The organism is Paraburkholderia dinghuensis, from assembly GCF_003837865.1.
Taxonomy (GTDB): domain Bacteria; phylum Pseudomonadota; class Gammaproteobacteria; order Burkholderiales; family Burkholderiaceae; genus Paraburkholderia; species Paraburkholderia dinghuensis.
In genome coordinates, this window is sequence record NZ_RQIS01000005.1 from 305,632 (window position 1) to 320,544 (window position 14,913).

A 14,913-nucleotide genomic window follows, 5' to 3' on the forward strand; every position below is an offset into this window, starting at 1 on the left:
CCGGTTCGGCCCGCCGGGCGAACGACGCCAAGGCCAGATTTGACAAATTACTTCGGCATGCGAATTAACGCAGGAAAAATCACCTGAACGCTTCGCGCTCGTACGGGTTTCCTGGGCCCTACCCTGTGGCACGCCCACGCGCTTGCCCTCGAACGACGTGACGGTCGGCAGGAGCGCACCGCCGTTCTGTACTGCCCGATCGCTGCGCCCATATCGCGGCTCACGCAGATGCCTCAGGGGTGACGCATCGCGCGATGCGAACTGGAGCAATCCGCGGGCAACGGAAACGGGCTGCACTTCCTGAACCCATGCAGCCGTGCGTCACGCAAGCGACGCGAGCGTCGCACCGCTCGTCTCGACAACGAGCAAGCCGGCGCGCAGCCCGGGCTTGACGTCGGGATTGGGAAACACGATGCGCTCCTCCGCGTGGCCGACGACGTAGCGATAGTCGCCGTCATTTGCGAGCAGCGTGCCGCGCGCGAACGGCGTGAAATTCGGTACGTCGGCCGCGACGTGCATCTCGAACGCAGCGCTGTGCTTCGTGATCTGGCCGATCACCGTGAATACGCGCGGCATCGGCGCCTGCGCGTCGGGCGCCGTGCCGGCGACCAGACGGCGCACCGCGGCGTCCGCGTTCGCAAAGCGCGCGAGATCGTTGTGACCGAACGGTTCAACCTTGCCGAGTTCGAGCGTGCAGGCCGTTGCGCCGCAGTGGCCGGCGGTGAACGACGAGTACGTCACGCCCCTCTCGGTGTGAAGCAGCACGCACGGGATACGCGCGTCGGCGAGCCACGCGAACAACGCGCGCGACGGCGGCGCGACCGTATATGGCACGAGCGCGAACTGCTCGAACGCCGAGGCGCGGATCGCCGTATGCATGTCGAAATGCCAGCGCGCGTGCGGTTCGCTCGACGCAATCGAAAAGAAGCGCTCTGCGTACACCTCCAGCGCAGCCGCGCGCGGCGCTTCCGCGCTGCCGGTCATGCTCCCGCGAGCGGCGCCGAACAGGCGGTTCAGATCGTCGTCGAGATAGCGGCGACCGGCGCGCATCGCGCCTATGTTGCCGAGCACCACGAGCAGTCGGCAGGCTAGCATCGCGCGCCCCACCGCGATATCGGCGACGAGTTGTGACAGCAGTTCGATCGGCGCCGTTTCGTCGCCATGGATGCCAGCCGAAAGCAGCACGCTGGGCGTTTGCGCGTCCACTCGTTCGGGCTCGAACTGCAGCACGCCGTCGTCGAGCCACTGCCAGGTAGCGCCCATGCCGCATCGTCCATGCGCGTCTTCGGCACTCGCCGGTCGGGAAAGCGCCAGCGTGTAGCCGAGAAAATCCAGCGGCAACGATTCAGCGCTGGAAGTCATAGAGCGAGCCGAGGCCGAGAATTTGCGTGAGTTCGTCGAGTGCCGTGCGCGACTCGACGAGCAGCGTCGGGTCAGTCAGATCCTGTGGCGCGAGGCGGTCGCGATAGTGCTTTTCGATCCACGCATCGAGACGCGTGAAGAGCGCATCGTTGATCCAGACACCCGGCGCCACCGCTGCGCGCTCTGCATCGTCCAGCACCACGCGCAGGCGCAGGCACGCAGGCCCGCCACCGTTCTTCATGCTCTCGCGCAAATCGAACGTCAGCACTTCGCCGATCGGACCAGGCTTTGCAACGAGTTCGTCGAGATAAATGGCCACACGCGGATTTTCGCGGCACTCCTGCGGCACGACGAGTATCTGCGAGCCATCCGCGCGGCTCAGCAACTGACTGTTGAAGAGATACGACGACACGGCGTCCGCGACGCTCACCTGCGCATCCGGCACCTCGATCACGTCGAATGCCGCGTCATGTTTTGCCAGCTTCGCGCGCAGTTCGTCGTACACGCCCTTTCGCTCCACGAAGGCACGCTCGTGGCAAAACAGCGTGGTGCGGTTGCCCACCGCGATCACGTCGTTATGGAACACGCCCGCGTCGATCACCTCGGGATTCTGCTGGGCAAATACGACTGTGTCCTCGGTGAGGCCGTGGCGCTGCGCCACGGCGCGGCTCGCTTCGAACGTCTGCCGGGCCGGGAAGCGCTTCGGCTCCGGTCCGTGGCGATATTCACTGCGCCCGTACACGAAAAATTCCACGCCGCGCGCGCCGTATTGCGCGCAAAAACGTGTGTGATTCGCCGCGCCTTCGTCGCCCAGTGCGGGTGTGCCCGGTAGTGCTTCATGCACCATGAAATGCGACGGGTCCGCGAAGATCGCGCCGAGCGTGCGGTGGGTCGCCTCGTGCTCGATCGCGCGATGCAGCTTGCTGCACAGATTCGCGGGGGTGAAATGAACGCGGCGGTCGGGCGTGTCGGCGGACGGGCTCACCGTCGCTGCGTTGGCGGTCCACATCGCCGACGCGGAGCTTGCTGCCGCGAGCAGTTCGGGCGCCTCTTTCGCCGCCTTTGCGATGGCCTCGGCATCCTTGCCGCTGAAGCCAAGCTCGCGCAGCAGCCGGATCGACGGCCGTTCCTGAGGCGGGAGCACACCCTGGGCGAAACCGAGATCGGCGAGACGCTTCATCTTTCGGAGTCCCTGGCGTGCAGCGGCCTTCGGGTTCGCCACGGAATGCTCGTTTTTCTGTGATGCGACATTGCCGAACGACAGACCCGCATAGTTGTGGGTAGGGCCGACGAGTCCGTCGAAGTTGGCTTCAAGGGTTTTCATCGTCGATCCTCAGAAGTGAAGGCCCGGCGAAACACTCGCGGGCATCTGCAATTGCGCGCTTTCCACCGAGGCCATCGGGTAAGCGCAGTAATCGGCTGCGTAGTACGCGCTCGGTCGCTGATTGCCCGAGCGGCCCGTGCCGCCGAACGGCGCGCCGCTCGACGCACCGTTGGTCGGGCGATTCCAGTTCACGATGCCCGCGCGGATCTCGCGTGAGAATTGCTGCCAGAGTGCGTCGTCGTCGGCAAGGAGACCCGCCGAGAGGCCGAATGCCGTGTCGTTGGCTCGTGCGATCGCCTCGGCGAAGCTCGCGTAGCGGACGACCTGCGCGAGCGGGCCGAAGTGTTCTTCGTCGGGCAAATCCGCCACGCCGGTCACGTCGAGAATCGCTGGGCTCACGATGCCAAGCGACGCGTCGCGCTGCGTCATCGGCAGCAAAGCGCGTGCGCCGCGCTCCAGCAGCATCGATTGCGCGGCAACGAGCTTCGCCGCCGCGCGTGACGAAATCACCGCACCCATGAACGGCTGCGGATCGGCGTCGTATTCACCCACCGCGATGCGCTCGCTCACCTCGACGAAGCGCGCGAGGAAACGGTCGCCGAACTCACCAGCCGGCACGAGGATGCGGCGTGCGCACGTACAGCGCTGCCCCGCCGAAAGAAATGCCGACTGGATCGTGTGATGCACGGCGGCATCGATATCCTCGACCGGCGCGACCACAAGCGGATTGTTGCCGCCCATCTCGAGCGCGAGCACGATCTCGGGACGCCCGCCAAACTGCCGATGCAACAGCGTGCCCGTGTCCGAACTGCCCGTGAAGAACAGGCCGTCGATCTGCCGGTGATTCGCGAGCGCAATGCCCGTGTCGCGTTCGCCCTGCACAAGGTTCAGCACGCCCGCAGGCAATCCCGCTTCGCGCCAGATTTCCACGGTCAAGCGCGCAACGTCGGGCGCGAACTCGGACGGTTTGAACACCACGGCGTTTCCGGCAATCAGCGCGGGCACGATGTGCCCGTTAGGTAGATGGCCCGGGAAGTTATACGGCCCGAACACGGCGACGACGCCATGCGGACGATGGCGCAGCACAGCCACGCCGTCGGCCATCGGCGTGCGCTTTTCGCCCGTGCGCTCGCCATAGGCCGCGATCGAGATCGCAACCTTCGCGGCCATCGATGCCGCTTCGGTACGCGCTTCCCATAGCGGCTTGCCGGTCTCGCGCCCGATCGCGTGCGCGAGTTCCTCCTTGCGCTCCGTGACGAGCGCCGCAAAACGCTTGACGATCTCGCAGCGCGTCTCGAACGGCGTCAGCGACCAGTCGCCGAACGCGCGACGCGCAGCTTTCACGGCGCGATCGACATCGTCAGCCGTTGCAGCGTTGCCACTCCACACCTTCGCGCCGGTGCCGGGGTTATGCGAGGCGAACGCGGGGCCCGAGGCCGCACACCATTGCCCGTCGATGAAAAGTTCGTTCATGATGTCCCCGTTAGTGCTTTTGTGCGCCGCCGAGCACGCGCACCTCATCGCCCGCCGCGACGTTCAGCGCCAACGCCTCTTGCGCATTCAGCGTGAACACACCGTCGTGAACGACGCCCTCGGCGAAACCCACGCGGAAGTCGGAAAGCGATGTGTTCGATACGAGCGAACGCCCGCCATCGGCGGCGTCGCGTTCACCGATTTCGACCGGCACGACCCTGCTCTCGCGCACGGTGCGCAAGTCGGCGATGTGGCATTCGAGCACCGGACCCGCATCGAAGATATCGACGTGGTTCTCGTAGCGCAGGCCTTCCGCTTCGAGCATCCGTCGTGCGGGAATCGTGTCGGCGTGCGTGAGACCCACGCACGCCTGCGCTTCGTCGGGCAGCAGTTCGACGTACACCGGGTGGCGCGGCATCAGTTCAGCGAGAAAGGCCTTGCGGCCGTGCGAACTGAGGTAATCGGCGGCGTTGAAATCAATCTGGTAGAAGTGCGAACCCACTGCGCGCCAGAACGGAGACGTACCGCTTTCGTCGAAATGGCCGCGCAGTTCCGCGCAGATTCGCTCGGGGAAGCGGTCCCGGAACTGCGCGATGAACATGAAGCGCGAGCGCGACAGCAATCCCCCGATGCCGCCCGTGCGGAAGCGCGGCGAGAGAAACAGCGAGCACACCTCCGCGTAACCCGTGAGGTCGTGCGAGATGTTCAGCGCGCGCATGCGCGTCCAGATGCCGAGATCCTGGCTCGCGTGCACCACCGTGCTCACGCGATAGTTGTAGAACGGCTGCTGCAGGCCCACTGCCGTTTCGATGCCGCAGACGCCCGCCACGTCGCCCGTCGCCGTGTCTTCCATCACGAAGAAGTAACCCGCTTCATGTGGCGCGGCATGTCCCGCCAGCGTGCGCCTCGTGCGCGCGATGCGCGCCATCAGCGCGTCGCGGTCCGGCTTGAACGTGGTGAGGCCGGGACCCGTTTCCCCGGCGAGCGCGACGAGCGCGTCGACATCGCCCGTCTGCACGACGCGAACCACGATCATTGTGCGTCTCCCATCGATTGATCTTCCTTTTCCGGCGTCTCGCGCCATAGCGGCGCGACGCGTACGAGGTCGCCGTCCTGTACGTCTAGCGCAGCGCGCGCGGCCGCGTCGAGCGGGGCGTCGGTGCGTGCCCTGTGGTGCTCCGGTCGCGGCGGTTGCGCGGCGAGCACGCAGCGGAACTCGCCCTCGCGCTGGCTTGCGACCATGTACGACGTGCCCGCCGCCGCGCTCGCCGCCTCGCGCACCATGCGGCTCTCGTTTTCCGACACCGATGTCGTGCGATCGACCTGCGCGGTCAACACCGGACCCGCGTCGAAGATATCGACGTAACGGTCCGGTTCGAAGCCCTCTTCCAGATGGATCTCGTAGGCGAGCAGCGCACTCGCATCGGGCTCGCCGAGCACGCGCTGCGCGGCTTCAGGCAACAGCGGCACATAAATCGGATACGCGGGCATCACTTCGGCGATAAACGTGCGGCTGCGCCCGCCCGATGCCATTTCGATGTCCTTGAAATCACGCCCGAAGAACTTGCGCCCCACCGCCTCCCAGAACGGCGAGACGCCCGCATCGTCGGTGACGCCGAGCAACAGCGTGAACACCTCGGACGTAAAGCGCCGGCGATTCATCGCCACGTACATCATGCGTGCGCGCGAGATCAGGTGCGCGGCAGCGTCGCCGCGCAACGACGGGTCGATATAGAAGCCCGCGAGACGACTTTTGCCGGTCAACTCATGCGACATCTGCAGTGCGTGAATCTTGCGGTTCACGTGCAGTTCGCGCGATGCGTGGATCAGCGCGTCATTGCGAAACGCGTAGAACGGCTCGGCGTAACCCGCCGACGCGACGAGACTCGACGTGCCGACGAGCCGCCCCGTGGACGCATCCTCGAGCACGAAGAGATAGAACTCCTCGCCGGGAAAATCGACTTCGGCGCGAAACGAGTCCTCGGAGAGCGCGATGCGCGCCTCGAGCGCCGCGCGGTCATGCGGGAGCGAATGCAACACAGGCTGCGCGGTGCGCGCCATATGGGCGATGGCATCGAGATCGGCCAGTCGGGCGGGGCGAACGAAGAGCATCGTCGGTCCTGTTGATCAAAGCGTCAGGCGGTTTCGGGTCAACGGCCGAGGACGTCTTCAAACGCCTGTTCGAGGCGCGCGAGGCCTTCGGCGAGATCCGCTTCCGGAATGATGAGCGACGGCGCGAATCGCAATACGTCCGGACCTGCGATCAGCATCATCACCCCGCGATTCGCGGCCGCTGCGAGGAAGTCCTTGGCGCGGCCCGCATGACGCGACGTCAATTCCGCGCCGATCAGGAGGCCCTTGCCGCGCACCTCGCGGAACACGTCGAAGCGCTCGTGCAGTTCGCCAAGCCTCGCGCGGATCCGCTCACCGCGTTGGCGCACGCCCGCGAGCACCGCGGGATCGCTCACGAGATCGACCACCTTGCCCGCGATCGCCGCCGCAAGCGGATTGCCGCCGTAAGTCGTGCCATGCACGCCCGGCTGGAAGTGCGCGGCAATGGGTTCGGTCGTGAGCATCACACCGATCGGGAAGCCATTGCCGAGCGACTTCGCGCTCGTGAGGATATCGGGCGTCACGCCGGTGTCCTGATACGCGTAGAAGTGACCCGTTCGTCCGACGCCGGTCTGCACTTCGTCGAAGATCAGTAGCGCGCCGTGCGCGTCGCAGGCTTCGCGCAGCGCACGCAGGAAAGCCGGATCGGCGGGGATCACGCCACCCTCGCCCTGCACCGGTTCGACGATCACCGCGCAGGTCTTCGGGCCGATCGCGGCGCGCGCGGCCTCGATGTCGTTGTACGGAAGATGGCGGATACCGGCCGGCACAGGGCCGAATCCCTCCGAGTATTTCGGCTGCCCGCCCACGCTCACCGTAAAGAAGGTGCGGCCATGGAACGACTGCTCAAACGAGATGATCTCAAACTTGTCTTCGCCGAAACGCTCGAACGCGGCGCGGCGCGCGAGTTTGAGCGCGGCCTCGTTGGCCTCGGCGCCCGAGTTCGCGAAGAACGCGCGGTTGGCAAACGTGAGCGCTTCGAGCTTCTGCGCAAGACGCAGCACGGGCTCGTTCGTGTAGCCGTTGCCGATGTGCCAGAGCTTGCCGCCCTGCTCGTTCAGCACGCGCAGCAATTCGGGGTTCGCATGACCTAGCGCCGTCACGGCAATGCCGCCCGCAAAGTCGATGTAATCGCGGCCCTCGCTATCCCACACGCGCGAGCCGAGGCCGCGAACGGGCACGAACGGCGCGGGAGAAAAACACGGCACCATCACTTCGTCGAAAGTCTTGCGGGTCACATGCTGGTCGTTCATGACGGATCCTCTCAGCCTCGGAATGCGGACGGTGTGCACCGGGCTCTCGCCCTGCGCGTCGATGACAGGAGCAGTGTAGGCAACCGTGCGCCAAACGTCTTGCGCGTGCGCGACACGTTCTTTCGAGGTCTGCCTGGGCGCGGCGCAGACCGTCGCGCTCAGTTGCGCTCAGTTGCGTTCCGGCGGCTCCACAAGCACGCCTTCGCGCGACCCGGACTCTACGGCGCCATGCTGGCGTTCGATCCAGTTGCGACGGTCCTCGCGCGGCGTCACACCAAAGCGCTCGCGATACGCGTTCGAGAAATGCGCCGCCGATGAAAACCCGCAAGCGAGGCTGATCTGCACCACCGACTTGCTCGTGCGCCGCAGTTGCGAGCGCGCTTTCGACAGACGCAGTCCAAGGTAATACTTCGACGGCACCGCGCCGAGATACTGCTTGAAGAGCCGCTCCAACTGCCGCCGCGAGATGCCGACGAGCGCCGCGATGTCGTCGGTGGTGAGCGGATCCTCGATGTTCGCCTCCATCAACTGCAGCGCGTCGTTCAGGCGCGGATGGCGCTCGCCCGGCGCGGTCACGAAGGGGATGCGCTGGCGCTCGTCGCCGCTCTTCAGCGTGCTCGCGCCGAGCACGTCAGCGATACGCTCCACGAGTTCGGGGCCGTGGTCGCGACCGATCATGGCGAGCATGAAGTCGAGCGTCGCCTGCCCCCCGGCACAGGTCGCACGATCGCGGTCGATCTCGTAGATGTGCTGCGTGACGATGGTCTGCTCGAACTGCTCGGCGAACTGCTGGTACGTCTCCCAGTTCGCCGCGACGCGATAGCCCTGCAACTGGCCCGCCATCGCGAGCCACCAGATGCCGTGATGGATGCCCATGACGAGTGGCGTGCGCTGGCCCACGCGCGCGAGGCTCGCGAGAAAAGCGCGATGCTCGGCAAACGGCTGGAAGCGCTCGGTAACGACGATCAGCCAGTCGCATGCGAGCGTGTCGCCAAACGCGGCGTCGGCCGGCCATTGCGCACCGCCCGATAGCGGCACCATGCGACCGCTCCACGACACCATCTGCCAGCGGTAAAGCGCGCGACCGTCGATCTCGTTGGCGAGATTGAGCGCGTCGACGACGGGCCCGACGCCCGACATCGACACGGGCGGCAGCGCGACGATCGCAACGTGTGTGGTGCCGCCCGCAGGCGCGCGCTCGGTGGATGCAGCCGTCTGCGGCGAACCGTCGGGTACCGGAGAACTGAAAGAACTGGAGGAATTGACGGAGCGGGTCATCGAGGGCGTGCGGGCTTCGGGCGCAATGGCTGCACCTTCACTTGAGGCTGCCAGAAAGGAACTGTCGAAGCCGCTCGCTCACCGGATTGACGAGCACGTCCGCGGGCGAGCCCTCTTCTTCGGTGCGGCCCTGATGCAGGAACATCACGTGATTCGACACGTTCCGCGCGAAGCCCATCTCGTGCGTCACCACGATCATCGTGCGCCCCTCTTCCGCGAGCTTCTGCATGACTTTCAGCACTTCACCCACGAGTTCGGGGTCGAGCGCCGAGGTCGGTTCGTCGAACAGCATCACGTCGGGATGCATTGCGAGTGCGCGCGCGATCGCCACACGCTGCTGCTGGCCACCCGAAAGATGCGACGGATACTGCTTCTCCACGCGCGGCGCGAGCCCGACCTTCTCCAGATATTCGCGCGCGCGGTCCTCAGCCTCGCGTCGCGGCAGGCCAAGAACGTGCACGGGCGCCTCGATAACGTTCTCGATCACGTTCATGTGCGACCAGAGATTGAAGTGCTGGAACACCATCGCAAGCTTTGTGCGAATGCGCTGGAGCTGCTTGTGGTCGGCCACGTCGAGGGCGCCGTGGCGATCGACCTTCGTGCGCACGGTCTCGCCGTCCACGATGATCTCGCCCGCATTCGGCCTTTCGAGGAAATTGATGCAACGCAGGAACGTGCTCTTGCCTGAGCCACTGGCGCCAATGATGCTGATCACGTCGCCTTTTTTCGCATCGAGCGAAACGCCCTTCAGGACTTCGTTATCGCCATAGCGCTTGTGGATGTCGCGCGCCACCAGCTTGCTCGACATGCCTTGCATCGCGGACGAGGTCCAGGTTGGGCTCCGGGTGGGGCTCCGGGTTGGGCTCGAATCGGACACGGTCGTCTCCTCAGGATTTCCAGCCGTCACTGTACCGCACCGCCTGGCGCGCTAATACCGCAGGTGCGCCTGGCACGGCATGCCGCATGTGCCGCATCCTGAACCCGCTCTATTCGATCCCGAGTTGCGCGCGGATCGCGGGCAGCATGTACTGCACGGCCGCGCGTCCTTCCGCGATGGCAGGCCCGGCGCGATGAAAGTCGAACAGACCCATGCCGCCGAGGCGTGGCTGGATCAGCACGTCGGCGGGTTCGCCGGCAAGACGGCTGCGCGTGATCCGCACCTGCATGATGTCGATGCTTTGCGCGACCGAACTGAGCAGCGACGGCACGCGCGCACTGGGCGGCGGAGCGACGCGCACGTCGGCGCCGTTCGTCGCGCCGCGTCCCGAGGGCTGGAGCCAGCGAGGAAAACGCTTACCGTTGCGGCGCAGCAGCACGTGCGGTTCGTCGCTCGCCGCCGGTTCAACCTCCTCTGGCGCCTCGCGCAGCACCGTGTCGATCGCACCGCCCAGGTCGCGACCGTTCAGGATGTCGTGATTGAGATCGATGGCAATCACACAATCGGCGCGCATGGCCCGCGCGGCCGATACGGGCACCGGATTGCTGAGCCCGCCATCCACGAGCCACACGCCGTCGTGCCAGATGGGCGTAAAGAGACCCGGAATCGCGATCGACGCGCGCACTGCGTCCACCACGCCGCCGTCGCGCAGCCAGACCTCGCGGCCCGTGTCGAGTTCGGTCGCGACGGCCGCGAACGGCAGCTGCAACTCGTCAATGCCGCGCCCGTTGAACTGATTCGCGAACACATCGATGACCTTGCGACCGCCCAGCAGCCCACCCGAGAAGCGCACATCGAGCAGCCGCACGACCGTCTGCCACGTGAGATGGCCGACCCACTCTTCAAGCCAGTCGAGGTCTCCGTTCGCATAGACAGCGCCGACGAGCGCGCCGATCGACGTGCCGCACACGACGTCGGGTTTGATCCCGGCCTCTTCGAGCGCGCGGATCGCCCCGATATGCGCCCAGCCGCGCGCGGCTCCCCCGCCGAGCACGAGGCCGATACACCGGTTGCGCCGCCGGTTCATCATGCGATCCCCCGCGTGTCAGTGCCCACGGATCACGTCCGAGCGCGAAGTCGTGGTGACCCGGCCGTCCGGTCCGAAATGCACGTTGAAAAATGCCTCCTGCTCGACCCCGCCTTCGCGCCACTTCCAGCTCCACACCGTCTCTTTCTTGAGCCGGAACGCCGCCACCTGACCGGGCTTGCCGAGCATCTGGCGCACCTCGTCCTGGCTCATGCCGATCCGGATTTTCGCGAAGTTTTCAGCGACGAGTACCTGGGTGATCGCAACAAGCCGCCCGTTCGGCCCGATGTCCACCATGTAGGTGTTGAGGCCCGCGGGGCCGCGCGGATATTCGAGGCGGCGCGAGAAGTCGTCGAAAACGCGCTCGGTTTCAGGCTTGCCCATCTGCCGGCGCACGTCGTCGAGCGTGGAGACGCCCGGCGTCAGGCCCTTGAGCAAGAGCACATCGGGTTTGACGGAGTCGAAGAATGCCTTGAGTGTCTGCCACATGGAGTCGATCTGGCGGTCCTCGCAGCCGCCGAGCGCAACCGCCGCCAGCATGGCGATGACGACGACGAAAAACCGCGTCTCGTGTAATTTGAGTTTCATGGTCCGGCTACCGCACTCATGCAAACGAACGCCGATGCACACTTGCAGGCGGGGGGACTGCCCCGCAGCGCCGCGCGCGCTTCCTTCCTGCAATGTACCGCCTACTGCACTTCTTCGTGTTGCCTGGACGATACGGCGTCGCGCGCGAGCGTAGCGCCACTGCGCAGAAAACGACGCGTGCGCAGAATTTCCGCGCCTTGCCAGGAAACGAGCGCGAGACAGCCGAAGACGACTTCACGCATCCGCTTGACGAGTGCGAGTGACAGCGCCACGTCGTGCCCAACGCCGAAAAGCTGTGCGAGCAGCACCACCGCGGCCTCCTGGATGCCAAGGCCTGCGGGCACCATGAACGCCGCGTGGCGCGCGGCCTGGGTCAGTGCCTCGATGGCGAGCGCGCCCTCGATCGACACCTGGAAACCGAGCAGGCGCAGCGCCAGCCAGGTTTCGAAAGCCCCGACCATGTAGCCCGCCAGTTGCCAGCAGAAGGTACGGAACATGAGGCCGGTGCGCGACATCAGCGCGTCGATGTCCCGGTCGAGCTGATGGCCGTCGATGCCGACCACGAGCGGATGCGCTCCACCGAACATGCGCCCCGCCCAGCGCTCGATCGCGTGAAAGATGCCGCCGCGCCGCAACAGCACGACCGCGATGACCGGCAGCGGCGCCGAGAGCAGGAGCGCGAGCCCGATCGTGACAATGGTGCGCATCGAGCTGCCATCGCCGGTCGCGGCGACGATCAGCACCAGGCCGAGTGCCGAGAACGCGTACTGCACGGCGATCGTGATCATCACTTCGACGATCACCGTCGCCGTGACGAAACTGCCGTCGCGCATGCGCCAGCGCGCGAGCCGGATGCCAACCAGTTCCCCGCCCACGCCCACCACGGGCAGAAGCCGGTTGACGGCCTCACGCACGGTGGCGATCCACAAGAGGAAGCCGATCGGCAAGCGCTTCGCGAGCAACAGGCGCCAGCCCTGCGCGTCGAGCAGCAGTGGCAGCACGTGGAACGGGATGAGCCAGAGCAGCGCAGGACCCGCCATGCCGATGCTGCGGATGACGTCATGCGCGCCGTTGTGGACGACGAGCGCAATCAGGATCGCAATCCCGACCGGCAAGCCGAGCCATTGGATCCACTTCATCACGCCCCTGCCTCCTGCGCCGGCGCGGACGAACCGGATCGACCCGGACCGCCGAAAAACACGTCGGTGAAACCGCCATGGCGCACGCCCGCCGCTGCGAGCGCCGCCGCAACGCGCGGCGAGACGAGCGCATCGAGTTCGTCGGCGTGGCGATAGGTTTGCATCGACGGGGTAATGGCGCCCTCGCCCGCAACGGCAGGATGGCAGTAGATCTCGCCGACGCCCTGCGCCGGCAGATTCGCGATTGCGGAGAGCAGCACGGCCTCGTCCATCGCGCCGGTTTTAGCCATGCCCACGACGAAATCGTTGTGCGCGATGCCCGCGCGGGCGAGCCGCGTGCGCACGAGATGAAGCCAGGGCTTGAGCGCGAGCGGCGCGCCCGCTTCCAGCGGCAGGCGCATTGCACGCAGCCCGAAGTCGCGGCCGATCTCGAGAATCAGCGAAAGCACGGTGGGATGCAGATGGAAATGCTTGTGCGTGTTGACGTGATCGAGCGCGAGCCCGGTCGCGGCAAACGCCTCGAACTGCGCGCGGATCTCCTTCGCGAGTTGCGCGCGCACGTGCGGCAGAAAGAAGAAGCGCACGCCGTCGAGCGCCATGTTGTCGCCGAAGCGGCCGTTTTCGTCGACGAGCGCGGGAATCTGCACGCGCGGCAGCATCGACGCACCGTCTGCCAGCACGAGATGCAGACCCACGCGCAAGCCCGGCAGACGCCGCGCACGTGCTACGGCATCGGCGGCCGCGGGGGCCGCCACCATCAGACTCGCCGCATCGAGCACACCCTCGCGATGCCCGCACTCGACCGCGGCGTTGACCCGCTCGTGCAGGCCAAAGTCGTCGGCGGTAAAGATCAGCGCGCGCCGATCCTCACCACTGCGGCGAGACGGCCCAACCATCACGCCTCGTGAGCGCGCAGGAAGCGGAAGAACTCCACGCCCTCGCGCAGGCGGCGCTTCATCATGTCCCAGCTCGTGAGCATTTCGCGCACGATTTCCCAGATCTTCGAGGGCCGGAAGTAGAACTCGCGATAGAACTTTTCGAGGTTGTGATAGATCTCGTCGCGCGTGAGGTGCTTATAGCCGATCGCTGCGAGCTGCACACCTTCGCGGGAAACGAGGTTGATGACCTTGTTCTCCGCGAGCCAGCCGTTCTCGACGGCCTGCTTGTAGAGCACCGTGCCCGGATACGGCGCGGCCAGCGACACCTGGATCGTGTGCGGATTGATTTCCTTCGCGTACTCGATCGTCTTCTTGATGGTTTCCTGCGTCTCGCCCGGCAGACCGAGGATGAAGGTGCCGTGGACCTTGATACCGAGCTTCTTGCAGTCCGCGCTGAAGCGTCGCGCGAAGTCCGTGCGCACGCCCTTCTTGATGTTCACGAGGATCTGGTCATCGCCCGACTCGAAGCCGACCAGCAACAGGCGCAGGCCGTTTTCCTTCATGACCTTGAGCGTCTCGTACGGCACGTTCGCCTTCGCATTGCACGACCACGTCACGCCGAGCTTGCCGAGCCCGCGCGCGATTTCCTGGACGCGCGGCAGATCGTCGGTGAAGGTGTCGTCGTCGAACATGATCTCCTTGACTTCAGGCATGTTGTCGCGAATCCACTTCACTTCTTCGATCACGCTCGCCACCGAGCGCGTGCGGTAGCGATGGCCGCCCACCGTCTGCGGCCACAGGCAGAACGTGCAGCGCGACTTGCAGCCGCGACCCGTGTAGATCGAGACGTACGGGTAGTTCAGGTAGCCGATGAAGTAGTTCTCGATCTTCAGATCGCGCTTGTAGATCGGAGCGACGAACGGCAGTTCGTCCATGTTCTCGATCATCGGACGATCTGCGTTGTGCTCGATCGAGCCGTCCTTCGCGCGCCAGCTCAAGCCCTTGATTTCGGGGAACGGCTTGCCCTCGGCCACTTCCTTGCAGGTGTAGTCGAATTCTTCGCGGCAGACGAAGTCGATCGCCGCGGTCGCGGCGAGCGAGTTGTGCGCATCGACTGCGACCTTCGCGCCCACCATGCCGACGAGGATCGACGGCTTGCGCTTCTTGAGGTCTTCCGCGAAGAGCGCATCGGTCGGGAACGACGGCGTGCTCGTGTGGATGATGACGAGATCGAAGTCGTCGGCGATCTTGAGCGTCTCATCGACGGAGAGGCCATCGGCCGGTGCGTCGAGCACGCGGCTGTCCGGCACGAGCGCCGCGGGCTGCGCAAGCCACGTCGGATACCAGAACGAACGGATCTCACGCTTCGCCTGATAGCGCGAACCTGCGCCACCGTCGAAGCCGTCGTAGGACGGGGCCTGCAAAAACAGCGTTTTCATGCGATGAAAGCTCCGGCAACCCGGGGTGTATCGGGCAAAAGTGAAAATTTAAAAATTAAACGCGGCGCGCGCCGCCCTTGCGGCACGCGCGACAAACCTGAAA

At 65.6% G+C, this 14,913-nt stretch carries 13 protein-coding genes; all 13 read right to left on the reverse strand.

Features of this window, described 5'->3' with window-relative positions; translation table 11 throughout:
- Positions 1–321: 321 nt before the first annotated feature.
- The 13 genes from astE to hpnJ all read right to left on the reverse strand — a co-directional run bounded on the left by astE (position 322) and on the right by hpnJ (position 14,810).
- On the reverse strand, positions 322–1,362 hold the full coding sequence (gene astE, locus D1Y85_RS09305) for a succinylglutamate desuccinylase (protein ID WP_124150750.1): 1,041 nt from the start codon (positions 1,360–1,362) through the stop codon (positions 322–324).
- Positions 1,346–2,686, reverse strand: a complete 1,341-nt coding sequence (astB, locus tag D1Y85_RS09310; protein WP_124150751.1) for an N-succinylarginine dihydrolase — start codon at positions 2,684–2,686, stop codon at positions 1,346–1,348. Before astB ends, astE begins: the two co-directional genes overlap by 17 nt.
- A 9-nt stretch (positions 2,687–2,695) precedes the next feature.
- Positions 2,696–4,159 (reverse strand): succinylglutamate-semialdehyde dehydrogenase, encoded by a 1,464-nt coding sequence (gene astD / locus D1Y85_RS09315; RefSeq protein WP_124150752.1) that lies wholly within the window; start codon positions 4,157–4,159, stop codon positions 2,696–2,698.
- Between the two features lie 10 nt (positions 4,160–4,169).
- A complete protein-coding gene (gene astA / locus D1Y85_RS09320) occupies positions 4,170–5,195 on the reverse strand; it encodes an arginine N-succinyltransferase (RefSeq protein ID WP_124150753.1) in 1,026 nt (341 codons plus the stop codon).
- Positions 5,192–6,271 carry an arginine/ornithine succinyltransferase subunit alpha gene (gene aruF, locus D1Y85_RS09325; protein ID WP_124150754.1) on the reverse strand — a complete coding sequence of 360 codons (1,080 nt, stop codon included), beginning with the start codon at positions 6,269–6,271 and terminating at the stop codon, positions 5,192–5,194. Before aruF ends, astA begins: the two co-directional genes overlap by 4 nt.
- A gap of 38 nt (positions 6,272–6,309) precedes the next feature.
- The gene (locus tag D1Y85_RS09330) at positions 6,310–7,524 is read right to left on the reverse strand and encodes an aspartate aminotransferase family protein (RefSeq protein ID WP_124150755.1); all 1,215 of its coding nucleotides are present in this window, start codon (positions 7,522–7,524) and stop codon (positions 6,310–6,312) included.
- Positions 7,525–7,692: 168 nt separating this feature from the next.
- Positions 7,693–8,664, reverse strand: coding sequence for a GlxA family transcriptional regulator (locus tag D1Y85_RS09335; protein WP_246024840.1), 972 nt, complete (start codon positions 8,662–8,664; stop codon positions 7,693–7,695).
- Between the two features lie 175 nt (positions 8,665–8,839).
- Positions 8,840–9,610 carry an ABC transporter ATP-binding protein gene (locus D1Y85_RS09340; protein WP_425466909.1) on the reverse strand — a complete coding sequence of 257 codons (771 nt, stop codon included), beginning with the start codon at positions 9,608–9,610 and terminating at the stop codon, positions 8,840–8,842.
- A 178-nt stretch (positions 9,611–9,788) separates the two neighbouring features.
- Positions 9,789–10,769: a patatin-like phospholipase family protein gene (locus D1Y85_RS09345; RefSeq protein WP_124150757.1), complete on the reverse strand. Its 981-nt coding sequence runs from the start codon at positions 10,767–10,769 to the stop codon at positions 9,789–9,791.
- A gap of 15 nt (positions 10,770–10,784) precedes the next feature.
- Positions 10,785–11,354: an outer membrane protein assembly factor BamE domain-containing protein gene (bamE, locus tag D1Y85_RS09350; protein ID WP_124150758.1), complete on the reverse strand. Its 570-nt coding sequence runs from the start codon at positions 11,352–11,354 to the stop codon at positions 10,785–10,787.
- A 101-nt stretch (positions 11,355–11,455) separates the two neighbouring features.
- Positions 11,456–12,496: a lysylphosphatidylglycerol synthase domain-containing protein gene (locus tag D1Y85_RS09355; protein ID WP_124150759.1), complete on the reverse strand. Its 1,041-nt coding sequence runs from the start codon at positions 12,494–12,496 to the stop codon at positions 11,456–11,458.
- A complete protein-coding gene (hpnK, locus tag D1Y85_RS09360) occupies positions 12,493–13,389 on the reverse strand; it encodes a hopanoid biosynthesis-associated protein HpnK (RefSeq protein WP_124150760.1) in 897 nt (298 codons plus the stop codon). The genes D1Y85_RS09355 and hpnK overlap by 4 nt, the downstream gene beginning before the upstream one ends.
- Positions 13,389–14,810 (reverse strand): hopanoid biosynthesis associated radical SAM protein HpnJ, encoded by a 1,422-nt coding sequence (gene hpnJ, locus D1Y85_RS09365; protein WP_124150761.1) that lies wholly within the window; start codon positions 14,808–14,810, stop codon positions 13,389–13,391. The genes hpnK and hpnJ overlap by 1 nt, the downstream gene beginning before the upstream one ends.
- Positions 14,811–14,913: the final 103 nt, after the last annotated feature.